Here is a 24,934-nt window from a genome sequence, read left to right on the forward strand (position 1 = left end):
GCAAAGCCCCGTCCCTGTTCGCCCGCCCGCGCCGCCTCCACCGCCGCGTTCAGGGCCAGAATGTTGGTCTGGAACGCGATACCGTCGATCACGCCGATGATGTCGACAATCTGGCGCGACGAAGCATTGATGGACCCCATGATGTCGACCACCTTCGTCACCACCGCCCCGCCCGAGACGGCGATCCCGGAAGCCGTCACCGCGAGCTGATTGGCCCGGCTCGAATTGGCCGCGCTGCGCTTGACCGCCGCCACCAGTTCGTCCATCGAGGCGGCGGTTTCTTCCAGCGAGCCGGCCTGTTGTTCCGTCCGCGAGGCGAGCTCCTGGCTGCCCGACGCGATCTGGCCGGCGGCCGCGGCGATGGTGTCGGTGCCGGCGTGCACCTGGCCGACGATCTTGACCAGGCTGTCGTTCATCTCCTTCAGCGCTTGCAGCAACTGCCCGGTCTCGTCCTGGCCGCTCACTTCGATGTGACTGGTCAGATCACCGCGCGCCACGGTTTGCGCGACGGCGACGGCCGCCCGCATCGGCAGTGTGATGCTGCGTGTCAGCCACCAGGCGCCGCCACAGGCGATCGCCAGCGCGGCGCAGATCAGCGCCGACATGAGGTTGCGGGATGATTCGTAGATGCGCTCGATGCGCGGCGCGGTGGCATCCATCAATGTGGTTTGATAGTCGACCAGCGCGTCGATTGCGTCGAGATACCGCCTCTGCAGGGGGAGCGTTTCCCGCGCGAGCTGGTGCTCCGCTTCATCGCGCTTGCCTTGCAGCGCAAGATCAATCGCTCGCTTGCGGTTGTCCGTGTAGGGTTTGCGCACGGCGAGCATCGCCGCATACAGCGCCTTGTCCTTGTCGCTGACGACCAGTCTTTCGAGCTGGTCGTAGGTCCGGGTCAGCCCCTGCGACTGGGCGGCCATCTCCGCCTTGATCCGTTCCATGTCGGCGCGCTCGTCCGATTCGATCAGCGCCAATACCTGGCGGCTGTTGTTGTTGACGCCATCGGTGATCTGGGCGGCCAGCTTGACCTTCATCCAGCGGTTTTGCAACGCGTCTTTGCTCAGGTCATTGACCTGCTGCAGTTGCGACAGCGCCGTCCCGCCCAGCACCAACAGCAGCGCCGCCAGGAAGGCGGCGCCCACGCCCAGGCGGGTGCCGATTTTCAGATCTCGAATATGCATTTCCATTTCTCTTTTCAATTTTTAGTCAGGTTTGAAACGCGCGGGTTGTTTGACGAAAATCGATGCAGCGACCAGGCGACGCTTGATGTCGCCGGCAATCGCCGCCTCCCGCCAGGTGATGGGTAGGCATGCGACGCGAAAGGCCGGACGCCATGCCGGATGTCGAGAAAGGCTGACCAGTACAGGCGCTGTGCGATGTTCCGATGTCAGTGAACGGGAGCGCCGGCGAGGTGAGCTTTCATGATGGCCGGAGCCTAGCATAAGGTTTTTAAGCGAAATCAAAAATTTACCTAACTTAACATTTCCATCCGCGACACGGCGGGCTGTTTGCCTATATCGACGGGCGAGCCATGCGTGGCGCCTGCGCATGGTCCGTATGCATCAACAACAAGCGGAGTTTGTCATGCGGTTGACGAGACGATGCCAGGGCTGTGCAGCTGCTTGCACCAGCAGCTGCTTGCAACGGGCCCCAACCATATCATTCATGCGGCAGCCGATGAATCGGCCTTTCCCGATACTGGTGTAAGGAAATCCTTAGCCGGCGGCATGCAGGCACCGGTCTCACATCGTGATCTGCCCGCGATTCCAGCGCGTTGCGCGCAGGGCTGGCCGGATTGATAAGCCCAAACGGCGCGTCCCACGGTAGGGATTTCCCTACTTCAATATAGGGATGGCACGGATATGGAGATGCTTGCAGTTCTGCTAGAGTCAATTGCAGTGCATCGTCAGGTGATGCTGGCAAAGCGCAGGTATTGCTGCATGCCGTACATTTTGGGGAGAATGATTGAGTGGATGCGCAACAAAATAGTATGCCGGCGGTAAAGACGGTCACGCAGCCGGCACGGTCCTTCCAGACGCTGGAGTTTCTTGCGTTCACACTGGGGCAGGAAGAATATGGCATCGATATCCAGCAGGTCCAGGAATTGCGCGGCTATGAAACCGTCACCCATATTGCCAACGCGCCGGCCTACATCAAGGGCGTGGTCAATCTGCGCGGCATCATCATTCCCATTGTCGACATGCGCATCAAGTTCAATCTGGGCACGCCGAGCTATGACCAGTTCACGGTCGTCATCATCCTCAATATCGCGGGCCGGGTGGTGGGGATGGTGGTCGACAGTGTGTCGGACGTGATCACGCTGACGGCCGAGCAAGTCAAGCCGGCGCCCGAGATGGGGACGGCATTCAATACGGATTACCTGATCGGCCTGGGCGCGCTGGAGCAACGCATGTTGATTCTGGTCGATATCGCCCAACTCATGGCTTCCGGCGAGATGGGTTTGATAGACAGCGTGGCGGCGTAACGCGTTCGGACGCCGGCCGGCGTCACGGACTATGGAAACGGACGGAAATATGAATATCGCAAACTGGAAAATAGGAACCCGGCTCAGATGGGCGTTCGGACTGGTGCTGCTGTTGTTGGCGGCCAGCACGCTGTTTGCCATCTCAAGTCTGCGCCTGCTCAACGATGGCACCAGCCGGATTGTCAATGATCACTATCCGAAGGCGGTGTATGCCTATGAAATCCAGGACATCGTCAATCGCAATGCCCGCAGCATGCGCAACATGCTGCTGTGGGGGGATCTGGGCGAAGTGGAGAAGGAACACCAAGCCATACTCAAAAACAAAAAGGAAAACAGCGAGAATTTTTCCCGGCTGCAGGCGCTGCTGACGGAGGAAGCGGACAAGGCCTTGCTGCAAGCGGCGCTGGACGCCAAGGCGCAATACGGGACCACGCAAAAGGAATTCCTGGATCTGGCGGCCGAGGGCAAAAAGGACGAGGCCACGGTGGTGCTGCTGACCAAGATGCGCACCGCGCAGCGCAATTACTTCAACTCGCTCAGGGAGCTGATCAAGCACCAGGCGGCGCTGGTCACGGACAGCGGCAAGCAGGCCGAGAGCACCTATCAGAATACGCGCCTCATGTTGGTCTGCCTTGCCGCGCTGGCACTCGTGCTCGGCAGCGGCGTGGCGATCTGGATTACCCGTTCCATCGTCCTGCCGTTGCGGCAAGCGGTGCGTGTGGCCAACACGGTCGCCACGGGCGACTTGAGCAGCCGCATCGCCGCCACCACGAGCGACGAGACGGGCCAGTTGCTGCAAGCGTTGAAGGAGATGAACGATAGCCTGGTCAAGATCGTGTCCGAAGTGCGCACCGGCGCCGATACGATCGCCACCGCTTCCGGCCAGATCGCCAGCGGCAATCTCGACCTGTCGGTCCGTACCGAGCAGCAGGCCGCCTCGCTGGAGGAGACGGCGTCGTCGATGGAAGAGCTGATCAGTACAGTAAAGCAGAATTCCGACAATGCGCGCCAGGCCAACGGGCTGGCGGCATCGGCCTCCGAGGTCGCCGTCAAGGGCGGGGCGGTGGTGTCACAGGTGGTCGAGACCATGGGCTCGATCAATGCGTCGGCGCGCAAGATCGTCGACATCATCGGCGTCATCGACGGCATCGCGTTCCAGACCAATATCCTGGCCTTGAACGCGGCCGTGGAAGCGGCCCGCGCCGGCGAGCAGGGCCGCGGCTTTGCCGTCGTGGCGACCGAAGTGCGCAACCTGGCCCAACGGTCGGCGGCGGCGGCCAAGGAAATCAAGACGCTGATCGGCGATTCGGTCGAAAAAGTGGACGCCGGCACCGCGCTGGTGGGCCAGGCCGGCGCCACCATGCATGAGATCGTCGAGAGCGTCAAACGCGTCACCGACATCATGAGCCAGATCACTGTGGCGGGCCAGGAGCAGACGGCGGGCATCGAACAGGTCAGCCGCACCATCATCCAGATGGATCAGGCCACCCAGCAGAACGCCGCGCTGGTGGAGGAAGCAGCCGCCGCGTCCACGGCCTTGCAGGACCAGGCCGGCAGCCTGGCCAACGTGGTCAGCATATTCAAGGTGGGCGCGGCGCCCGCCGCCCCGGTGGCGTCATTGATGGCGGCCGGCCGTGCGCCGCGGGGCATGGCCGCGCCGGCCGTGCGCCCGGCACCCGGAACGCCCGTCAAGTTGGCCGCTAACGGGGCCACGAACCGGGCCGCGCCGGCCAGCGACGAATGGGAAGAGTTCTGAATCCATGGACCTGCAGCCGCAGCCGCAACCGGAACGCGCGCGCACGCCTGAACGGCCCGACCTGGCCGCCTTGCAGGCGATGCTGTTCGACTGGCGCGATGCGCTGGTCGACGTGTCGCTGGCATTGCACGCCCTGCATGGCGAAGTCGATCCGGCCGGCCAACAGCGGGCCCGTGACGCGGTCGACCAGCTGTTAAGGAAGTTCACCGGGTCTTGAATTTCTTCCCCGCACCTGGCGCACCGGATAATCCTGGGCGGTCGTTGTCGTCAGCGACAGCCATCGCCCGCTTGAGCGTGAACACGACGGAGGCAACATGCAAATAAAAAATCTCAGCATCGGTACCCGCCTGGGCGCCGGCTTCGCCATCGTCCTGTTACTGGCGACCATTTCTTCGGCCGTGGGGCTGTGGCGGCTGCATCAGGTGGCGGCCGATACGCGCGCGATGATGCAGGAGCCGCTGACCAAGGAACGCATGACCGAGGAGTGGTATCACATCACTTTTGCCGGACTCAAGCGTCAACTGGCGGTCGTCAAGAGCGCCGACCCGGGCCTGGCCGCGTATTTCGCCGACGACGCCAAGGCCTCCACCAGTCGCATCAACGAAATTCAGCGCTATATCGAGAGCCACTTGGCTAGCGCGCAGGAGCGGGCGCTGTTTCAGCAGGTGTCGGCGGTGCGCGCGCGCTACCTGAGCAACCGCGACCGGGTGCTGGCGGCCAAGCGCGCTGGCCGCGACGATGAAGTGGCCACGCTGTTTGAACAATTCACGCCCTTGTCCGAAGCCTACAAGAGGGCCGAACTGGATTTCCTCAATTATCAAAAACAGACGGTCAACGGGCTGAGCGAGCAAGTCGAGGCGGCGGCCGCCAGCAGCAAGTTGCTGGTGGTGTCCCTCATTGTTTCGTTTGTCCTGCTGGGCGGACTGTTCGCCCGCTACCTCACGCTCAGCATTACCGCGCCCGTGCGCCATGCCTTGAAGGTGGCACGGCGCGTGGCCGATGGCGACCTCACTTCCACCATCGTGGTGCGCTCGCGTGACGAGACGGGGCAGCTGATGCAGGCCCTGAAGGACATGAACGACAGCTTGCTGGGCATCGTGCACCAGGTGCGCACCGGCACCGATACCGTCGTCACGGCGTCGCTGCAGATCGCCAGCGGCAACCAGGAGCTGTCGTCGCGCACCGAGGCCCAGGCCGGCGCGCTGGAGCAGACGGCGTCGTCGATGGAGCAATTGACCGGCACCGTGAAGCAAAACGCCGACCATGCGCGCCAGGCCAGTACGATGGCGCAGTCCGCTTCCCAGGCCGCCGTCCAGGGCGGCGCGGTGGTGTCGCAAGTGGTCGATACCATGGCTTCGATCAATGCCTCGTCCAGGAAAATCGTCGACATCATCGGCGTCATCGACGGCATCGCGTTCCAGACCAATATCCTGGCCTTGAACGCGGCGGTGGAGGCGGCCCGCGCCGGCGAGCAGGGCCGGGGCTTTGCCGTGGTGGCCGGCGAGGTGCGTAGCCTGGCCCAACGGTCGGCCAGCGCCGCCAGGGAGATCAAGACCCTGATCGGCGACGCGGTCGACAACATCGATGCCGGCGCCCAGCTGGTGGATCAGGCCGGCGCCACCATGAACGCCATCGTTACCGGCGTGCAGCACGTGAGCGACATCATCGGCGAAATCGCCCTGGCCAGCGCCGAGCAGACGGCCGGCATCGAGCAGATCAGCCGCGCGGTGGTGGCGATGGACACGGTCACCCAGCAAAACGCGGCGCTGGTGGAGGAGGATGCGGCCGTGGCGCAGCGCATGCAGGAACAGGCCGAGCACCTGTTCCAGGTGATCGGCGTGTTCAAGCTGACCGATGGCGGCGCCGGGCCGGCGCGCCCGGCGCCGCCGCCGCGCGCGGTGCGCCATGGTGCGGTGGCCGCGGCTGCCCGCGCCGTGCCGGCCGCCGCCCATGAGGAATGGGAAGCGTTCTGATGACAGGCGCTGCACCGCACGCCATGGGCGCCGATCCGGCCGCCGTCATCACGGCCCGGCACGGCGCCGGCCAGACCATCCTGATCGTCGATGACAAACCCGCCAACCTGGGTTTCGTGGTCGACAGCCTGGAGGCGCACGGTTACCGGGTGATCGTGGCCCAGGGCGGGGCCGAGGCCCTGCGGCGGGTCGACTTCGCGCAGCCAGACCTGATCCTGCTGGACGCGATGATGCCCGACATGAGCGGCTTCGACGTGTGCCGGCAGCTGCAGGCGCGCGCCGGGCACCGCGAGATCCCGGTGATCTTCATGACGGCGCTCAAGCAGACGGAAAACAAGCTGTCGGCCTTCGCGCTGGGGGCGGTCGACTACCTGATCAAGCCGCTGCAGGTGGATGAAGTGGCGGCCCGGGTGGCGGCCCACTTGCAACTGCGGGGGGCGCGGCTGGCGCTCCAGCGCCAGACGCGGCAGTTGCAGCAGGTCCAGTCGGGCTTGCGCGACGAAGTGGCGTTGCGCCGCGCCGAACTGGCGTCGAGCAACCGCCAGTTGCAGGTGGAGCTGGCCGAGCGCCAGGCGGCCGAACTGGCGCTGCAGAGCAGCGCCGTGCGCTACCAGGAAATCTTCGACCACGTCTCCGACGCGCTGTACCTGATCGAAGTCGATGCGGCGGGCGCCTTCCACTATGCCAAGGTCAACCGGGCCTTCTGCCGCCTGGTCGGGCTGGCCGATACGGCCATCATCGGCCATTCCGCGCAAGAAATCTTCGGCCCCGACGCCGGCCGCCGCATGCATGCGGCCTGCCTGCGCTGCAGCGATGGCGGGGCCGCCGTGGACGAGGAGATCGTGCTGGAACTGCCGACCCGGCGCTGCGTCCTGCAGCTGACCATGGTGCGCTTTAACGGGCCGGGCCAGGCCGGCGGGCGCCTGGTGGGCATAGGCCGCGACGTGACCAGCGTGCGCCAATACCAGAGCCAGCTGACCCAACTGGCCAACCGCGACCCGCTGACGGGCCTGTGCAACCGGCACTGCTTCGGCGACCATCTGGCGCGCGCGCTGGCGCAGGCCGACGCCGGCGGCGGCGGGGTCGGGCTGCTGCTGCTCGACCTCGACCAGTTCCGCGACATCAACCATACGCTGGGCCGGCAGTACGGCGACCGCCTGCTCAAGGCGTGCGCCGCGCTGCTGGAGCGGGTGGTGCGCGGCAGCGGCCTGGTGGCGCGCACCGGCGGCGACGAGTTCGCCATCCTGGTGGCCACGGACGGCGGTGACGCCAGCCTGGGCAAGCTGGCGCGCCGTGTGCTGCGGCTGCTGGCCCGGCCGGCCGACGTCGATGGCTACGAACTGGTGGTCAGCGGCAGCGTCGGCATCGTCCACTACCCGCAGCATGGCGCCGACGCTGAAACGCTGCTGTGCAATGTCGACACGGCCATGTACCGCGCCAAGACCGATGGCGGGCACCGCTACCAGTACTTCAACGCCGACATGAACAGCGCCAGCCGGCGCCGTATCGAGCTGGGCAAGGCCATGCGCAACGCCATCCGGCAAGCCGAACTGTCGCTGCACTATCAGCCGCGCGCCGACCGCCACGGCGGCCGCGTGGTCGGCGCCGAAGCCTTGCTGCGCTGGAACGCGCGCCTGCTGGGCGCGGTGGCGCCGTCGGAATTCATTCCGCTGGCCGAGCAGAACGGCCTGATCCTGCAGATCGGCGCCTGGGTGTTGCGCCAGGCCTGCCAGCAGGCGCGCAGCTGGTACGACGGCATGGCCGAGCCGATCCCGGTGGCCGTCAACCTGTCGGCGCGCCAGTTCCGCGATGCCGACCTGGTGCACATGGTGACGGCGGCGCTGGACGCCAGCGGCCTGCCACCCCACCTGCTGGAGCTGGAATTGACCGAGAGCATGCTGATGCAGGACGCCAAGGGCACGCTGCGCACGCTGGCGGCGCTCAAGGCGATCGGCGTGCGGCTGGCGGTGGACGACTTCGGCACCGGCTATTCGTCGCTGAGCTACCTGAAGAGCTTCCCGCTGGACTTCCTCAAGATAGACCGCTCCTTCGTCAGCGGCTTGCCGGACGACCGCAACGACGGCGCCATCGTGCGCGCCATCATCGCCATGGCCCACACGCTGGGCCTGAAGGTGATCGCGGAAGGGGTGGAAACGGCCGGCCAGCTGGCCTTCCTGCAGGCCCAGCATTGCGACGAATTCCAGGGCTATCTGTTCAGCCGTCCGCTGGCGGCGCCGGACATGGCGCGCTTCCTGTGCCTGGACGGCGGCGGGCCAGCCCGTACGGCGGGCGCGGCATGACGCACGGCTTGATTAACTTGTTGTTTGCAAGTTGCGATGGGACAAGCGGCGGCCGCAGTCTGCTAGGATGACGGGCACAGCGCATTTTTGCCTGATTGCTGCGGGAAAGCGTTCCGGAACCATGATACGAATCTTGATCGCCGATGACCACGCGCTGGTGCGGGGCGGCTTGTTACAATTGTTTTCCCTGGCGGGCGACTTCGAGGTCGTGGCCCAGGCCACCCACGGCGGCCAGCTGCTGGACTACTTGCGCCATGGGACGTGCGACCTGGTCTTGCTCGACATGACCATGCCCGGCATCAGCGGCACGGACCTGATCGGGCGGATACGGACCCGCGCCCCGGAGCTGCCCATCCTGGTGCTGAGCATGCACAGCGAGGCGCTGGTGGCGCGGCGCGCCCTGCAGGCCGGCGCGGCCGGCTACCTGACCAAGGACGGCGACCCGGAAACGCTGCTGCTGGCGATCCGCAAGGTGGCTGCCGGCGGCCGCTACATCGATCCGCTGCTGGCCGAGCGCATGGTATTCCAGCACGCGGCCGGACCGCTGGCGCACCCGCACGAACAATTGTCGAACCGCGAGCTCGGTATCTTTAAATTGCTGGTCGATGGCAAAAGCGTCAACCAGATCGCCGAGGAGCTGTCGATCAGCAACAAGACCGTCAGCACGCACAAGGCTCGGCTGATGCAGAAGATGGGTTTCCAGAGCAATGCCGACCTGCTGCGCTATGGGATAGACCACGGCCTGGGCCGATGAGTGCGCTGGCACCGCCCGCCTTCCGTCTGGCCCTGCGCCGGCGCGCGCGCGCGTGGCTCCTGCTTGCCGGGCTGGGCTGGGCGGCCGGGCCGTTGGCCGCGGCCGCGCCGCCCTCGGCCGCGCTGATCCAGTGGCGCGGCCAGCTGGAGGCGGTGCGCGCGCTGGCCGAGAACCAGGCCCGGCCCGCCTATGAGCTAGCCTTGCAGTTGCAGGCGGCGCCGCCGCTGGACGCCACCCCGGCCGACCGCAACCGCAGCCTGACGCTGCTGGCCCGTAGCGAGTTGTACCTGGCGATGACGGACGCGGCCGGCATCCATGCCGAGCAGGTGCTGGAGCAGGCGCGCCTGGGCGACGACCGCATTGGCCAGGCGGAGGCGGACCTGGTGCTGACGCTGAACACGGTCAACCAGGGACGCGTCGAGCGCCTGATTGAAGCGAGCAAGCATGCGCTCAAGATCCTTGACGGGGTGCCGCAACCGGCGCTGCAAGTGGAAGCCATGCTGCGCGCCGCCATGATGTACAGCCGTTTCGGCCAGCTCGACGAATCGGTGCAGATCTGCGTGCAGGCGATGGAGACGGCACGCGTGAGCGCGGTGCCGCTGGCGCTGGCCTATGCCCACCAGTGCATGGCGATCTCGTTTGCCCAGAGCGAAAATCCCCGGCAGGCGCTGCAGCACTATGTGGCCATGGCGGCGGCCGCGCGCCAGACCGGCTCCCGGCTGGTGCTGGCCCAGGCCATCGCCGGCCAGGCCGGTCAGATCGCCGTGCGCGACGGCTACCCCAGCGGCGAGGCCATGATGCGCGACGCGTTGCAGATCTACGGCGAAGTGGGCGCGCCCTTTTTCGTCATCAATGCCACCAGCGGCGTGGCCAACAACCTGAGCCATCAGGGCCGTCACCGGGAAGCCTTGCAGCTGATGAACGCGGTGGTGACCGGCTATGGGCGCTACCCGAACCGGATCGGCATGTGGTGGGCCTTGATGGGGCGGGCCGCCGAGCATCAGGCGCTGGGCAACGCCACCGCGGCCTGGTCCGACGTCGAACGCGCCTACCAGCTGGCCAGGGAGGTGGGCCTGGATGGCTATGTCGGCACCAGCGCGCGGCAACTGGGCGAGCTGGCCGCGCGGCGCGGCAATTACCAGGCCGCCTACGCCTATGGCCGGGAGGCGGCGCGACTGGCCGCCCAATCGGCCCGCGACAAGCTGGGCAAACGGGTCATCGAGCTGACCGAGCACTTCGAATCGGAAACCAAGCAGCGCCACATCGACGCGCTGACCCTCAGCAATACGCGCCAGCAGGCCGAGCTGGAGCGCCAGGTGTTGCGGCAGCGCTGGCTGTGGACGGTGCTGGGTGGCATTTTGACGCTGACGGCATTTACCGCCGCCTTCGCCGTGCGGCTACGCCGTTCGCACCGGCTGGTACGCAAGCTCAACGCCAGGCTGGAGCTGACGGTGCAGCGCCGCACCGCCCAGCTGCGCCAGCAAACCCGCTACCTGCGGGTGCTGATCGACACGCTGCCGGGGTGGGTCTGGTTCAAGGATACCAACAGCCGCTACCTGGCCGTCAACCGGGCCGTTGCCGATACCTGGGGGCGCGAGGTGGACGCCATCGTAGGCCTGGCCGACGAGGACATCACGCCGGCCATGGCCGCCCGGTTCCGCGCGGAAGACCGGGAAGTGATGGCCACGCGCCAGGCGCGCACGGTGGAGGAACAGCAGCAGGGCGGGCATGGCGCGCGGTGGGTGGAAACGTTCAAGGCGGCCGTGCTGGACGACGACGGCAGCGTGCTGGGGACGGTGGGCTTTGCGCGCGACATCAGCGAACGCAAGCAGGCCGACCGGGCGCGCGAGGCGGCGCTGGCCGAGGCCCAGCGGCTGGCCCAGCTGCGCAGTGACTTTCTGGCGCAGATGAGCCACGAGTTGCGCACCCCGCTCAACGCCATCCTCGGCTATGCCCAGCTGCTGCGGCGCGATGTCGCCCTCAGTGAAGACCAGCGCACGGGCGTGGACGTGATCCACGACAGCGGCCACCATCTGCTGACCATGATCAACGACTTGCTGGACTCGGTGAAGATCGAGGCCAGCAAGCTTGAGCTGCGCAGCGCGCCGGTGGCGCTGCGCCAGTGCCTGCAGGCGCTGGCCGACATGGTGCGGATCAAGGCCGGGCAAAAGGAACTGCGTTTCAGCTGCCAGATCGAAGACGGCGTGCCGGCCATGGTGCTGGCCGACGAGCAGCGCCTGCGGCAGGCACTGCTGAACTTGCTGGCCAATGCCGTCAAGTTCACCGACCGCGGCAGCGTCAGCCTGACGGTGCGGGCGCTGCCGGGCGAGCGGGTCGGTTTCGAGGTGGCCGACACCGGGGTCGGCATCGATGCGGACCAGCTCGAACGCATCTTCCTGCCGTTCGAGCAGGCTGGCGAGGCGCAGCGGCGCCATGGCGGCACGGGCCTCGGGCTGGCGATCAGCCGCCAGTTCGTGCGCCTGCTGGGCGGCGAGATCGCCGTCGAAAGCCAGCCCGGGCAGGGGTGCCGCTTCTGGTTCGAGCTGGTCTTGCCGGCGCTGGACGAGGCGGCGCCGGCCAGCCGGCCGCAGCGCCAGATCGCCGGCTACCATGGCCCGCGCCGCCAACTGCTGGTGGCCGACGACGGGCCGGACAACCGCCGGCTGCTGGCCGCCATGCTGGTGCCGCTCGGTTTCCAGGTCGAGCAGGCCGGGCACGGCCAGGCGGTGCTGGACCAAGTGGCGCGGCGGCGGCCCGATCTGATCCTGATGGACGTGGCCATGCCGGGCATGGATGGGCTGGAGGCGACCCGCCGCTTGCGCCGCCAGCCCGCACTGGCCGGCGTGCCCGTGATCGCGATTTCGGCCAGCACCGGCGACGCCGACCGGGAACGCGAGCGCCTGGCCGGGATCGATGCCAGCCTGGCCAAGCCGGTCGAGCTGGACTTGCTGCTGGAGCGGATCGGCGCGCTGCTGGGCCTGGACTGGCAGTGGCAGCCGCTGCCGCAACAAGGCGGCGACGAGGGCGGTCAAGTGCTGGTGACGCCGCCACCGGACGAAATGGCGGTGCTGCACCAGCTCGTCCAGCTGGGCAATATGCGCGACATCCAGGAGCGCGCCGCCCATCTGGCGCAGCTGGACCCGCGTTACCGGCCGTTCGCCGCCCAGTTGCGGCGCCTGGCCAAGGGCTTCCAGTCGCAGGCCCTGTTGCAGCTGGTCGAGCACCACCTGGCGCTGCGGGCGGGAGCTGTGCATGCTCAGTAAGCACTCGGTCCTGATCGTCGACGACACGCCGGCCAATCTGGCGCTGGCGGTGGACATGCTGGAGCGGCAGGGGCTGCGGCTGTCGGTGGCGCAGGGCGGCGCGGAAGCGTTGCGCCGCGTGGCGCTGGCGCCGCCGGACTTGATCCTGCTCGACGTGATGTTGCCGGACATGGACGGGTTCGAGGTGTGCCGCCGCCTGAAGGCTGGCAGCGCCGCCGTTGCCAGGGTGCCGGTGATCTTCATGACGGCGCTGGGCGGCACCGCCGACAAGGTGGCCGGCTTCGGCGCCGGCGCCGTTGACTACCTGACCAAGCCCTTGCAGGTGGAAGAGGTGCTGGCGCGGGTGGCGACCCATTTGCGGCTGGCGGAAATGCAGGCCCGGCTGGAGCGTCAGAATGCCCTGCTGGAACAGCAGAACGCCCTGCTGGCGCAGGAGAACCAGGAGCGGCGGGCCGCCCAGTGGGTGCTGCAGCACTACCGCGACAGCCTGGAGCAACAGGTGGTCGAGCGCACCGCGCAGCTGCGCGAACTGGGCGCCCACCGCGAGAGCGTGCGCGAGGATGAACGCAAGCGCATCGCGCGCGAACTGCATGATGAACTGGGCCAATCGCTGACGGCGCTGCGCATGACGGCCGCCTTGCTGCGGGTACGCTTTGGCGCGCAGTTGCCGGAACTGAACGCGCATGTGCGCGGGATGACGGAACTGGTCGACCGCACCATCGGCGTGGTGCGCAATGTGGCCACCAGCCTGCGTCCGGCCGTGCTGGACATGGGCATAGGCTCGGCGCTGGAATGGCTGGCCGAGGAATTTCGCAAACATGGCACGGCCGCTTGCCGCTTGACGCTGGATTTGCGCAGGCAGGAACTGAGCGAGCAGCAAGCGGTCACCGTGTTCCGCATCGTGCAGGAATCGCTGACCAACGTGGCGCGCCACGCGGCGGCGACCGGGGTCACGGTGGCGCTGCGTTGCCGCAGGCGCGTCTGTACGCTGGAAGTGAGCGACGACGGCCGCGGTTTCGATCCGGCGGCGGCGCGCCCCCATTCGTTCGGGCTGCTTGGCATCCGGGAGCGGGTGCTGACCCTGGGCGGCCGGCTGCAGGTGGACAGCACGCCGGGTGGCGGCACCCGGCTTGCCGTTTCCTTCCCGCTGAAGCAACAGGACAGTGCTTGAACAATCGAACCATCCCAAAGGAATATCATGAAAGGTAGTTGGCCGCTCGGCAAACCGCAGTATCTTGGCTGGACGGCGCTGGCCGTGGCAGCGACGGCGATGGCGCAGGAACCGGAACAACGGGCGGCACCGCAGGCGGCACAGCAGGCGGTACGGTGGGTAGCACCGGAGACTGCGCAGCGGTCAGAACAGCAGGGGGCGCCGCCGACCAAGTCGGGTGTGGGGGCTGCCGTAGCCCTGGAACTGGATCCCGCCACGGCGGTGGTGCTGATCGACGGCAAGCGCGCCAGCCTGGCGGCGGCGCAGCGCATCAAGCGCGACCAGCTGGCCGTGGTCGATGCCGTGGTGGCCGAACAGGTCCAGACGTTGCCCGACTTCAGCGTCACCGATGCCTTGCAACGCATCACCGGCGTGCAGATCGCCCGCGACCGGGGCGAGGGCGCCAACGTCGCCATCCGCGGCCTGACGCAGATGGAAACGACCATCAATGGCCGTGAGGTGTTCACGGCGGGCACCGGCCGCAACCTCGATTTCGCCGACTATCCGGCCGAGATGGTGGCCGGCATCGACGTCTATAAAAGCAGTTCGGCCGACCAGCTGGACGGCGGCATCGGCGGCATCATCGACCTGCGCACGCGCCGGCCGTTCGACTTTGCCGGCCGCCAGCTGGCCGCCACCGTCCGTCTGGTGCGCGACGATCTGGCGCAGCGCAGCCGGGGCCAGTGGTCGGTCCTGGCCAGCCAGCGTTGGCGCGGCGTCGGCGATGGCGAGCTCGGACTGCTGCTCAACCTGGTGCGCCAGCAGCGTGCCTGGCGCGAGGACCAGGCCAGTACCGCGCCGCTGGCCGCGCGCAACGACCTGGTCGGCGGGCGCACCGTGTACGCGCCGGCCGGCACCACGGAATCGGCCAGCGCCGGCCAGCGCGAGCGCAATGGGGTGTCGGCCGCGCTGCAATGGCGTCCGGCGCCGGGTATGGAAATGTACGCCGAAGGCAGCTATGCCGAATTGCGCACCCGGCAGGACACTTATCAGATCACGCTGGGCGCGCCGGCGACCGTGGCGCCGGGCAGCGTGACGCTGTTTCCCGGCACGGCCAATGTGCGTGGGGTCACCTGGGTCGATGCGCCGGCCGGCATCCTCAGCTTTGCGCGCGATACCGTCGACCGCGACCGCAGCGTGGCTGTGGGCGGGCAGTGGCGGCAGGGCGCGCTGTGGCTGAAGCTGGACGCCAGCCATAGCGCCAGCCATAACGACCTGTATTTTGCCGGCCCCCAGTTGAACGGCCGCGCCACCTATAGCCAGGATCTGTCCACGGAGGTGCCGCAGGCGCAGGTGCCGGGCGACGAGCCGCTCGACCCGGCCCGGCTGCAAGTGGCCAGCATCGCCTACCGGGTCCGTCCGTTCGATGGCCATCTGAACGCGCTGCACGCCAGCGGCGAATACCGGCTGGCGGGCGATTGGCTGGCCGCGCTGGCGGCCGGTTTGCGCTACGCCAGCCGCGGCGCCGACGACGGCAACGGCACCGTGTTCGGCGATGCCGCGGTCGCGCCCGGGCTGACGCTGGCGGGCGTGCCGGGCCTGGCGACCGGCTATCCGTTCGCCGCCTACTTTCCCGGCGGCGGCCAGACCGTGCGCAATTACCTGGTGGGCGACCTGGGCCTGGCACGCGACGCGGCGGCACTGCGCGCGGCGGCCGGTTTGAGCCCGGTGCTGCCAACGGTGAGCAATGTGTTCAGCATCTGGCGCATACATGAGCGGACGGCGGCCGCCTATGTGCAGGCGCGCTTTGCGGCCACCGCGCTGCCGCTCGACGGCAATGCCGGCCTGCGCCTGGTGCGCAGCTGGGAGACGGTCCAGGGCAACCAGAGTTTGCCGGCCACCGGCCGGACCGGCCCGATCGGCATCGACCATGCCTACGGCGACGTGCTGCCCAGCGTGAATGTCCGCTACAAACTGCGGCCGGATCTGGATCTGCGGGCGGCCGCGTCCAGGACCATGACCCGGCCCAATTTCGACCAGCTGTCGCCGTCGTTGTCGCTGGTGCCCAATACCGTCACGCCCAGCACCAACAGCGGCAGCGCCGGCAATCCCGCGTTGCGGCCGATACGGTCCGACAACCTGGATCTGGCGCTGGAGCATTACGCCGGTCCCGCCACCTCGGCCACGGTGACGCTGTTCCGTAAGAACGTCGACGGCTTTATCGCCAATGCCAGCCGCGCCGAAACCTATGACGGCGTGCTCTACCAGGTCAGCCGTCCCTACAACAGCAGCCGCGCCACCATCCAGGGGGCGGAGCTGGGCTACCAGCGGCTGTATGATTTCCTGCCCGGCTGGCTGAATGGCCTGGGTCTGCAGGCGAACTACACCTATGTCGACAGTTCGACGCCGAGCAGCGTGCTGGGCGGGAACGTGCCGCTGCAGAACCTGTCGCGCCACAGCGCCAACGTGGTCGGGCTCTACGAGCGGAACCGGGTATCGGCCCGCATTGCCTACAACTGGCGCGACCGCTTCTTCAGCGGCACCAGCAATGTCGCCGGCCAGGGCACGCTACCGGTCTACACCCGGGCTTATGGCTGGCTGGACGCCTCGCTGGCCTGCAAATTCAGCGGACGGCTGACGGTGCAGCTGGCAGGCAGCAATTTGCTGCGCACCACGCGCAGCGCCTATTACGGCGGCACCACGCTGTCGCAAAGCGCGTGGATCAACGACAGGCAGATCAGCGTGACGGCGATGTTGCGGTACTGAGGGGCGGGGCGGCTGCGATGGCAGCAACGGGATGGCAGTGCCGAACATGCGGCTGGCGTTCCAGTATCCAGCGGGGAAAAATTGCCCGAGCATGTGGCCCAGGTGTGAAACAAGGATGGATGGTCGGGGTGAGAGGATTCGAACCTCCGGCCTCTACGTCCCGAACGTAGCGCTCTACCAGGCTAAGCTACACCCCGCTTAGGGATAATTACACCAGAAAATGATGGTTTGATCAACTATCGGCCAGCATTTTTTCATCGGAATTGATGCGACGATGAAAAGACGGTATGGTGGCATGCCACCGATCACCAGGCCCTACGCCACAACCCGACACCAGCGCATGCACCAGACATCCTCGCCGTTCCGTACGAATCTGTATCTGCTCCTGGCTACCGTCGCCATGCATGGCTTGATGATGCTGGCCAACGAGCTGTTCATCTTCAAGGCCGAATACCTGAAGGGCATAGGCTGGATCTACCTGCCGGCCGGTACGCGCCTGCTGTGTACCTTGCTGTTCGGCCGCATGGGCGCCATCGGCCTGCTGCTGACGGGCTGGGTCGCGTGCTACTGGTATTATTTTCCGGGCGAGCTGCTGCGCAGCACCACGGGCGCCATGGCCGGCGCCATCGGCCCGTATCTGGTCTACCTGGTGGTGCACCACCGGCTCGGCCCCCGTTTCACGTTGGCCGGCATCACGCCGGGCGGCTTGCTGGCCTGCGCCGTCGGCTGTTCCATCGCCAGCCCGCTGCTGCACCATATCTGGTTCGCGCTCCATGGCGACGCCCACTTGTTGCGCGGCTTTGCCGTGATGTTCGTTGGCGACCTGGCGGGCACGCTGATCGTCGTGTTCCTGGCCAGGGCCATGCTGGCGCTGCGCCCGGCCGCCGCGCCGGCCGGCTGAATGCGTGCCGGCACGCGCCATTTGCCCATTTCGGGGATAATGCCTGCCTCGTTTTCAGCTATTGAAGGACAATCATGGGCATCACCATCTATCACAATACCGCCTGCGGCACGTCGCGCAATACGCTGGCGCTGATCCGCGCCGCCGGCGTGGAGCCGGAAATCGTCGATTACGTGAAGTCGCCGCTCACGCGCGCGGCGCTGCAGCAGATGATCGCGGCGGCCGGCCTCTCGGTGCGGGCCGCCATGCGCGACAAGGGGGATTTGTACAATGAATTGGGCCTGTCGGACATGGCTTTGTCCGACGCGGCCTTGCTGGACGCGATGATGGCCCATCCCATCCTGATCAACCGTCCGTTCGTGGTGACAGACAAGGGCGTGCGCCTGTGTCGCCCGGCCGAGCTGGTGCAGCAGATCCTGTAAGGACGGCGCCGTGCCCGCTCAGTGCGTGCGGTCGACGGCGAAGCTGGCCAGCTGCAGCAGCGATTGCTTGTACACGCTGTCGGGCAGGTCGGCGATGGCGTCGGCCGCGCGGCGCGCTGCCACCACGGCTTGCTGGCGCGTGTAGTCGAGCGCACCGCTGGTGGTGATGGCGGCCAGGATGGTGTCGAAGTGCTGCTCGTCGCCCTGCTCGATGCAGCTGCGCACGAGGGCCCGCTGTTCTTCCGTGCCGTTTTCCATCAGGTAGATCAGGGGCAGGGTGGGCTTGCCTTCGCGCAGGTCGTCGCCCACGTTCTTGCCGATCTCGCCGGCATCGCCCGCGTAGTCGAGCACGTCGTCGATGAGCTGGAAGGCCGTGCCCAGCGAGCGGCCGTATTCGCCGGCCGCCGCGATCTGGGCGTCGGTGGCGCCGGACACGAGGGCGCCCAGTTCGGCCGCCGCCTCGAACAGCTTGGCCGTCTTGGAGCGGATCACTTGCAGGTAGCGCTCTTCGTTCACGTCCGGATCGTGCATGTTGAGCAGCTGCAGCACTTCGCCTTCGGCGATCACGTTGGTGGCGTCCGACAGGATCTGCATCACGCGCATATTGTTCAGGCCCACCATCATCTGGAAGGCGCGCGAGTACAGGAAGTCGCCCACCAGCACCGAGGCGGCATTGCCGAACAGGGCGTTGGCGGTGGCGCGGCCGCGCCGCAGCGACGATTCGTCCACCACGTCGTCATGCAGCAGGGTCGCCGTGTGGATGAATTCGACCACGGCCGCCAGCTCGTGGTGGGCCCGGCCCTGGTAGGCATAGGCATTGGCCACCAGCAGCACGAGCACGGGCCGGATGCGCTTGCCGCCGGCGCTGATGATGTACTCAGCGATCTGGTTGACGAGGCTGACCTCGGAATGCAATTTCTGGCGGATCACCGTGTTGACCGCGTCCATGTCGGCGGCAATCGTTTGGGCGATGGTGTTTTGGTTGGTGTGTTGGGTAGCGTCAGACAAGGCGAACCTGCAATAGACTGTAGTGTGCCGCGATTATACGTCATGCCCCTGCGCCAAGGGGCATTTGGCCGCCGGGGCCTGCATGTTGGAGCGCGATTTCCCCCTGGGCGGTGGGGCGGCGCCGGGCGACATACCACGCCACGCCAGGTTTGTGAATAGTTTTTGACGCGAAAACCCATCCCATGTATAATCAGCGGTTCCCCCGTTTTCAGCCTGCTTGCAACGCCGAGCCGGGAGGGAATTTTTCTAAACATTTGATGAGGTTTCAAATCATGTACGCGGTCATAAAAACCGGTGGCAAACAATACAAAGTTGTCGCTGGCGAAAAACTTAAAGTAGAACAGATACCGGCAGACATTGGTTCCGAAATCACCATCGATCAGGTTCTCGCCGTAGGCGCGGGCGACAGCATCAAGTTTGGTGCTCCATTGGTCGAAGGTGCAAAGGTACTGGTAACTGTTGTGGCACACGGTCGTCACGATAAGGTGAAGATTTTCAAGATGCGTCGTCGTAAGCACTACCAGAAGCATCAGGGCCATCGCCAGAATTACACCGAAATCCAAATCGTTTCGATCAACGGCTAATCGCTGTTTGCCCGAATTACACTAGTATCTAAGGAGTCTTAAAATGGCACACAAAAAAGGCGGCGGCACTACGCGAAACGGCCGTGATTCAGAATCAAAACGTCTGGGCGTTAAAGTCTACGGCGGCCAGGCGATCAACGCCGGCGGCATCATCATTCGTCAGCGCGGCACCCCAGTGCGCGCCGGTGAAGGTGTAGGCATGGGCAAGGACCACACCCTGTTCGCCCTGGTGGCCGGCAAGGTGAAGTTCGTTGTCAAAGGTCCGAACTCGCACCAGTTCGTGACCGTCGTACCAGCGTAAATTGGTACCGGCATGCTGCGCGCGGCGCGGCATGCCACCCCGTAAGGCGCAAGCCTTCAATCGAAAGGCTCTGCCCAAGGTAGAGCCTTTTTAGTTTTATGGCGGCACATTATGAAGTTTATCGACGAAGCAAAAATTGAGGTCATCGCCGGCGACGGCGGCAATGGCTGCGCCTCTTTTTGCCGTGAAAAATTTAGACCCTTCGGCGGCCCTGACGGCGGCGACGGCGGCAAGGGCGGTTCGATCTGGGCCGTGGCTGACCGCAACGTCAACACCCTGGTCGATTTCCGCTACTCCAAGATGCACAAGGCCAAGGACGGCGAGCCGGGACGCGGCGCCGACTGCTACGGCAAGGGCGCGGACGACATCCAGCTGCGCATGCCGGTGGGCACCCTGATCATCGACAACGCGAGCGGCGAAATCCTGGCCGACCTGACCGAACACGGCCAGATCGAACTGCTGGCCAAGGGCGGCGAGGGCGGCTGGGGCAACATCCACTTCAAAACGTCGACTAACCGTGCGCCGCGTCAGAAGACCGAAGGCAAGGAAGGCGAACGGCGTGAACTGCGCCTGGAGCTGAAGGTGCTGGCCGACGTCGGCCTGCTGGGCATGCCCAACGCCGGCAAGTCCACCTTCATCTCGGCCGTGTCCAACGCCCGTCCGAAGATTGCCGACTACCCGTTTACCACCCTGCACCCCAACCTGGGTGTGGTGCGTGTGTCGCACGAGAAGAGTTTCGTCATCGCCGACATTCCCGGCCTGATCGAAGGCGCGGCCGAAGGCGCGGGCCTCGGTCACCAGTTCCTGCGTCACCTGCAGCGTACCGGCCTGCTGCTGCACATCGTCGACCTGGCGCCGTTCGAGGCCAATGTCGATCCGGTCAAGGAAGCCAAGGCCCTGGTCAAGGAGCTCAAGAAGTACGACGAGGCGCTGGTGGACAAGCCGCGCTGGCTGGTGCTCAACAAGCTCGACATGGTGCCGGAAGAGGAGCGCAAGAAGGTCGTCAAGGACTTCATCAAGCGCTTCGCCTGGAAGGGCCCCGTGTTCGAGATCTCGGCCCTGAGCCACGATGGCACCCAGGAGCTGGTCAACGCCATCTACATGCACCTGGAGCAGAAAAAGCACGAGGTGCAGCGGGCGGAAGAAACCCAGATGACGGAAGAGGCGCGCGGCATCTCGTCCATCGATCCGGATGATCCCCGCTTCAAAATCCTGGACTAACATCCTGGACTAAGCTCGTGGACTGATCGCACTGAACGGCAGAGCCGTTCTCGATTACAATCACAGTACGTGATTCCCAAGCCGGCCGCCTCGCGCGGCCGCTTAGCATTTTTCTCCATGATATAAACGGTTACCACTGTTTGCATCATCCATGCCGGCGCCGGTCCCGCTACCGCGGGCGCGGCGCCGGTTGCGGCAGGACAGGGCACCCGGCCTGTTTCCGGCGATATCACAGCAATCCTAGTCCTGGCGCCAGCGCCGGGGTGTTTGATAGTCATGCGCGGCCGGTCCGCGCTTTGAGATGAGAACCGCCGCACAATGAATTCCGTCATACAGAAAGCCACCCGCGTCATCATCAAGGTCGGTTCCTCGCTCGTCACCAACGACGGCCGGGGCCTGGACCACGCCGCCATCGCGCGCTGGGCCGCGCAGATCGCCGGCCTGCGGGCACTGGGCAAGGACGTGGTGCTGGTATCGTCGGGCGCGATCGCCGAGGGCATGCTGCGCCTGGGCTTCGAGCAGCGCCCCACCGACATCCACGAACTGCAGGCTTGCGCGGCCGTGGGCCAGATGGGCCTGGCGCAAATCTACGAAACGAGCTTCCGCGCCCACCGGCTGGGCACGGCCCAGGTGCTGCTCACGCACGCCGACCTGGCCGACCGCGAACGCTACCTGAACGCGCGCTCGACGCTGACCACCTTGCTGCGCCTGGGCGTGGTCCCCATCATCAACGAGAACGACACGGTGGTGACGGACGAGATCAAGTTCGGCGACAACGACACGCTGGGCGCGCTGGTGGCCAACCTGATCGAGGCCGATGCGCTGATCATCCTGACCGACCAGCACGGCCTGTTCTCGGCCGACCCGCGCAAGGACCCCAACGCGCAGCTGATCCGCCAGGGCCGGGCCGGCGATCCGGCGCTGGAGGCGATGGCCGGCGGCGCCGGCAGCAGCCTTGGCCGCGGCGGCATGCTGACCAAGATCCTGGCTGCCAAGCGGGCCGCCAAGTCGGGCGCCCACACCATCATCGCCTGGGGCCGCGACAGCGACGTGCTCACGCGCCTGGCGCAGGGCGAGGCCATCGGCACCGAGCTGACGGCGCAGACGGGCCACCTGACGGCGCGCAAGCAGTGGATGGCCGATCACCTGCACACGGTGGGCCAGGTGGTGCTCGACGCGGGCGCCGTGCAGAAGCTGACGGGCGAGGGCAAGTCGCTGCTGCCGATCGGCGTGACGGACGTGAAGGGCGAGTTCGGACGGGGCGCCGTCATCACCTGCGTCAACCCGGAAGGTCACCCGGTGGCGCGCGGCCTGTCCAACTACACCAGCGCGGAGGCGCGCCGCATCATGCGCAAGCCGTCGGCGGAGATCGAATCCATCCTCGGCTTCCTGGAAGGCCCGGAACTGATCCACCGCGACAACCTGGTGCTGGTGTAAGCCCGGGCCGTTCTGGTCAGGCGCCGTCCGGCGCCGGCGTCTTGTGGCGGTAGTCGCACAGGTCGGCCACCATGCAGTTCCAGCATTCGGGCTTGCGCGCCTTGCAGGTGTAGCGCCCGTGCAGGATCAGCCAGTGGTGGGCGTCGTGCAGGAATTCCTTGGGCACGAACTTGAGCAGCTTCTGCTCGACGATGTCGACATTCTTGCCCGGCGCCAGGCCGGTGCGGTTGGCCACGCGGAAGATGTGGGTGTCGACCGCCATGGTCGGCTCGCCGAAGGCCGTGTTCATCACCACATTGGCCGTCTTGCGGCCCACGCCGGGCAAGGCTTCCAGCGACGCGCGGTCGCGCGGCACTTCGCCGCCGTGCTGGTCCAGCAGGATCTTGCAGGTGGCGATGACGTTCCTGGCCTTGGTCTTGTACAGGCCTATGGTCTGGATGTAGCTCTTGAGTTCTTCCTCGCCCAACGCCAGGATCCTGGCCGGCGTGTTGGCCACCGGGTACAGCTTGCGGGTGGCCTTGTTGACGCCCACGTCGGTCGCCTGGGCCGACAGCAGCACGGCGATCAGCAGTTCGAACGGCGTGCTGTATTCCAGTTCCGTGACGGGTTTGGGATTGGCCGCGCGAAAGCGCGTGAACATTTCGTAGCGTTTGGCTGCATTCATTCGGGTTTGTTTTCCTTGGCGGCCGCTTCCTGCTGCACCGCTTCCTTCTTCAGGCGCGCCCGTTCCATGGCGGCGGCGATGATGGCGCGCTTGCGTTCTTTTTCCGCTTCGCCGGCCGACGTGGCCGGGTCCAGCGCTTCCACGGCCTGCATCTTGGCCACGGCCTTGGCGGCCAGGCGGGCATCGTTTTCCTCGGCGTCGCGGCGCAGGCGCAGGGTGCGGAAGTCGTGCCGCTCGCGGGCCGCGTCGGCCAGCGGCTGGCTCCAGGCGGCCCAGCCGGTGCTCTCCGTGACGGGATACATGACGATGCAGTCGACCGGGCACGGCGCCACGCACAGGTCGCAGCCCGTGCACAGGTCGGGCACGATGGTGTGCATCTGCTTGGCCGCGCCGACGATGGCGTCCACCGGGCAAGCCTGGATGCACAGCGTGCAGCCTATGCACAGCGCCTCGTCGATGTAGGCCACGGCGCGCGGGCGCTCGATGCCGTTGACGGGGTTGAGCGGGATGACCTTGCGGCCCAGCAGGGCGCCCAGGCGCGCCACACCCTCCGCGCCGCCCGGCGGGCACTGGTTGATGTCAGCCTGGCCGGCCGCGATCGCCTCGGCATAGGGGCGGCAGCCCTGGTAGCCGCACTTGGTGCACTGGGTCTGCGGCAGCACGTCTTCGATGCGGTCGGCAAGGGAAGGAGTTTTGGTGGACGACACGGTCAGCTTCGATGCGGTAAAGCGTCATTATCCAATATCTGCGCTATTGGGGCCGAAAAAAATCCCGCACCATTGATACGCTGCCGATGGCGGAGGCGGTTGCCTAAATACAACTTTGTGCAGGGCGCTTTTTTATGGGACGATAGAAACCTATCATGCCAACGGCAAGGTAAAGTCGGGCAACAATACGGGGAGTGGTGATGGGCCGGTCGAAGGCGGGCGTCGTAATGGCATGGCTGGCCGGCGCGGTGTTGTGGCCCGCGTGGCTGGCTGCCGCGCCGTTGCCGGTGGTGCGCTTTTCCGCCGACGAATGGCCGCCCTTCGTGAGTTCGGCGCTGCCTGGGGACGGCCTGTCGGGCGCGCTGGTGGCGGCCGTCTACCAGCGCTTGGGCATGCAATCGCAGATCGAATATTTCCCGTGGAAGCGGGCCATGGAATTTGGCTTGCACAACCCCCGCTACGCGGGCCTGCTGCCGGTGTGGCGCACGCCGGAGCGGGAAAAGCTGTGCCATTTTTCCTCCCCCATCGGCAGCACGCAGACGGTGCTGGCTTACCTGAAAACGGCGCCCATGCGGCCCGCCACGCTGGCCGGCCTGCGCGGCGTGCGGCTGGGCACGGTGGCCGGCTATGCCTACGGCGAACAGTTCGACGCGGCCCGCGAGCGGGGCGACGTATCGCCGGACGAGGGCGTCAACGACGAGACCAATTTGCGCAAGCTGCTGATCGGGCGCTATGCCGTGATCGTGATCGAGCGTCATGTGCTGGACTATCTGCTGCACACGCCCCAGATTGGCGCCGGCGAGCGCGAGCGGGTAGGCTACGCCGACAATTTGTTCAAGGAGCGGCCCGTGACGGTGTGCTTCAAGCATACGGCGCAGGGCCAGGAGCAGCAGAAAGCGTTCAACAACGCGGCCCGCGAGCTGGACCTGGAACGGCTGGAGAAGGAATACTGGCAGCGCGCGCACCTCGACGGCGGCAATGCGCCGCGCCGGACCGGCGCTCTGCACATGCGGCCGGTGGCCGACTAGCCTGCCACGTCGATGATGCCGGCTCCGTCGCGGCACTTGGATGGCGTTACGTTTCCAATCCTTCGAAAATGGGGACGTAGAAATGGGGACGTACCCCTTTTACGGGAAATGGGCGAAAAAGGGGTACGTCCCCATTTTCGAAAAAGGGGTATGAAAATCATCTAGCCGGCCTCCCGCCGCCGAAACGCAGGCGGGTTGGCTAAAGTGAGTTGTGAGG

The 24,934-nt window shown here is 66.2% G+C and carries 20 protein-coding genes and 1 tRNA gene; 16 read left to right on the forward strand and 5 right to left on the reverse strand.

The features are described from left to right. Positions 1 to 1,184 (reverse strand): methyl-accepting chemotaxis protein (locus tag AC3WOS_RS26730; protein WP_492720114.1); only part of this gene is annotated, 1,184 nt, incomplete at its 3' end. A gap of 803 nt (positions 1,185 to 1,987) precedes the next feature. Here AC3WOS_RS26730 and AC3WOS_RS26735 point away from each other — a divergent pair. The 9 genes from AC3WOS_RS26735 (at position 1,988) to AC3WOS_RS26775 (ending at position 16,444) form a co-directional block, all read left to right on the forward strand. Next, complete coding sequence (locus tag AC3WOS_RS26735; RefSeq protein WP_492720147.1) at positions 1,988 to 2,482, forward strand: chemotaxis protein CheW; 495 nt, start codon at positions 1,988 to 1,990, stop codon at positions 2,480 to 2,482. A 49-nt stretch (positions 2,483 to 2,531) separates the two neighbouring features. After that, the gene (locus AC3WOS_RS26740; protein WP_492720116.1) at positions 2,532 to 4,238 is read left to right on the forward strand and encodes a methyl-accepting chemotaxis protein; all 1,707 of its coding nucleotides are present in this window, start codon (positions 2,532 to 2,534) and stop codon (positions 4,236 to 4,238) included. 4 nt (positions 4,239 to 4,242) lie between these two features. Next, positions 4,243 to 4,455: a hypothetical protein gene (locus tag AC3WOS_RS26745; protein WP_492720118.1), complete on the forward strand. Its 213-nt coding sequence runs from the start codon at positions 4,243 to 4,245 to the stop codon at positions 4,453 to 4,455. A 97-nt stretch (positions 4,456 to 4,552) separates the two neighbouring features. Then, positions 4,553 to 6,211, forward strand: coding sequence for a methyl-accepting chemotaxis protein (locus AC3WOS_RS26750; RefSeq protein WP_492720120.1), 1,659 nt, complete (start codon positions 4,553 to 4,555; stop codon positions 6,209 to 6,211). Then, positions 6,211 to 8,511: an EAL domain-containing response regulator gene (locus AC3WOS_RS26755; RefSeq protein ID WP_492720122.1), complete on the forward strand. Its 2,301-nt coding sequence runs from the start codon at positions 6,211 to 6,213 to the stop codon at positions 8,509 to 8,511. The genes AC3WOS_RS26750 and AC3WOS_RS26755 overlap by 1 nt, the downstream gene beginning before the upstream one ends. A gap of 121 nt (positions 8,512 to 8,632) precedes the next feature. Continuing rightward, the gene (locus AC3WOS_RS26760) at positions 8,633 to 9,265 is read left to right on the forward strand and encodes a response regulator (protein ID WP_492720124.1); all 633 of its coding nucleotides are present in this window, start codon (positions 8,633 to 8,635) and stop codon (positions 9,263 to 9,265) included. After that, the gene (locus AC3WOS_RS26765) at positions 9,262 to 12,528 is read left to right on the forward strand and encodes an ATP-binding protein (protein ID WP_492720126.1); all 3,267 of its coding nucleotides are present in this window, start codon (positions 9,262 to 9,264) and stop codon (positions 12,526 to 12,528) included. Before AC3WOS_RS26760 ends, AC3WOS_RS26765 begins: the two co-directional genes overlap by 4 nt. Beyond that, positions 12,518 to 13,699 carry an ATP-binding response regulator gene (locus AC3WOS_RS26770; protein ID WP_492720128.1) on the forward strand — a complete coding sequence of 394 codons (1,182 nt, stop codon included), beginning with the start codon at positions 12,518 to 12,520 and terminating at the stop codon, positions 13,697 to 13,699. Before AC3WOS_RS26765 ends, AC3WOS_RS26770 begins: the two co-directional genes overlap by 11 nt. A gap of 27 nt (positions 13,700 to 13,726) precedes the next feature. Next, positions 13,727 to 16,444, forward strand: coding sequence for a TonB-dependent receptor (locus tag AC3WOS_RS26775; protein WP_492720129.1), 2,718 nt, complete (start codon positions 13,727 to 13,729; stop codon positions 16,442 to 16,444). Between the two features lie 120 nt (positions 16,445 to 16,564). Here AC3WOS_RS26775 and AC3WOS_RS26780 read toward each other — a convergent pair. Next, positions 16,565 to 16,641, reverse strand: a tRNA-Pro gene (locus tag AC3WOS_RS26780). A gap of 143 nt (positions 16,642 to 16,784) precedes the next feature. Here AC3WOS_RS26780 and AC3WOS_RS26785 point away from each other — a divergent pair. Further along, positions 16,785 to 17,345 carry a hypothetical protein gene (locus tag AC3WOS_RS26785; RefSeq protein WP_492720131.1) on the forward strand — a complete coding sequence of 187 codons (561 nt, stop codon included), beginning with the start codon at positions 16,785 to 16,787 and terminating at the stop codon, positions 17,343 to 17,345. Between the two features lie 74 nt (positions 17,346 to 17,419). Next, positions 17,420 to 17,767, forward strand: coding sequence for an arsenate reductase (glutaredoxin) (arsC, locus tag AC3WOS_RS26790; RefSeq protein WP_492720133.1), 348 nt, complete (start codon positions 17,420 to 17,422; stop codon positions 17,765 to 17,767). 18 nt (positions 17,768 to 17,785) lie between these two features. Here arsC and ispB read toward each other — a convergent pair whose 3' ends face one another. Further along, positions 17,786 to 18,775, reverse strand: coding sequence for an octaprenyl diphosphate synthase (gene ispB, locus AC3WOS_RS26795; RefSeq protein ID WP_492720135.1), 990 nt, complete (start codon positions 18,773 to 18,775; stop codon positions 17,786 to 17,788). 272 nt (positions 18,776 to 19,047) lie between these two features. Here ispB and rplU point away from each other — a divergent pair, with 272 nt between their 5' ends. The 4 genes from rplU to proB all read left to right on the forward strand — a co-directional run bounded on the left by rplU (position 19,048) and on the right by proB (position 22,318). Further along, entirely contained in the window at positions 19,048 to 19,359 is a 312-nt protein-coding gene (rplU, locus tag AC3WOS_RS26800; RefSeq protein ID WP_056149930.1) for a 50S ribosomal protein L21, read from the forward strand. Between the two features lie 43 nt (positions 19,360 to 19,402). Beyond that, positions 19,403 to 19,660: a 50S ribosomal protein L27 gene (rpmA, locus tag AC3WOS_RS26805; protein ID WP_492720137.1), complete on the forward strand. Its 258-nt coding sequence runs from the start codon at positions 19,403 to 19,405 to the stop codon at positions 19,658 to 19,660. 111 nt (positions 19,661 to 19,771) lie between these two features. Beyond that, positions 19,772 to 20,881 carry a GTPase ObgE gene (gene obgE / locus AC3WOS_RS26810; RefSeq protein ID WP_492720139.1) on the forward strand — a complete coding sequence of 370 codons (1,110 nt, stop codon included), beginning with the start codon at positions 19,772 to 19,774 and terminating at the stop codon, positions 20,879 to 20,881. A gap of 318 nt (positions 20,882 to 21,199) precedes the next feature. Continuing rightward, positions 21,200 to 22,318 carry a glutamate 5-kinase gene (gene proB, locus AC3WOS_RS26815; protein ID WP_492720141.1) on the forward strand — a complete coding sequence of 373 codons (1,119 nt, stop codon included), beginning with the start codon at positions 21,200 to 21,202 and terminating at the stop codon, positions 22,316 to 22,318. A 16-nt stretch (positions 22,319 to 22,334) separates the two neighbouring features. Here the strand turns inward: proB and nth are convergent, their stop codons facing one another. After that, positions 22,335 to 22,982: an endonuclease III gene (gene nth, locus AC3WOS_RS26820; RefSeq protein WP_492720143.1), complete on the reverse strand. Its 648-nt coding sequence runs from the start codon at positions 22,980 to 22,982 to the stop codon at positions 22,335 to 22,337. Then, positions 22,979 to 23,695, reverse strand: coding sequence for an electron transport complex subunit RsxB (gene rsxB / locus AC3WOS_RS26825; RefSeq protein ID WP_492720149.1), 717 nt, complete (start codon positions 23,693 to 23,695; stop codon positions 22,979 to 22,981). Before rsxB ends, nth begins: the two co-directional genes overlap by 4 nt. 194 nt (positions 23,696 to 23,889) lie before the next feature. On the opposite strand from rsxB, the gene AC3WOS_RS26830 reads away from it, so the two are divergent. Then, positions 23,890 to 24,717: a substrate-binding periplasmic protein gene (locus AC3WOS_RS26830; protein ID WP_492720145.1), complete on the forward strand. Its 828-nt coding sequence runs from the start codon at positions 23,890 to 23,892 to the stop codon at positions 24,715 to 24,717. The last annotated feature ends 217 nt before the right edge of the window (positions 24,718 to 24,934 follow it).

Source organism: Rugamonas sp. FW305-51, assembly GCF_058786935.1.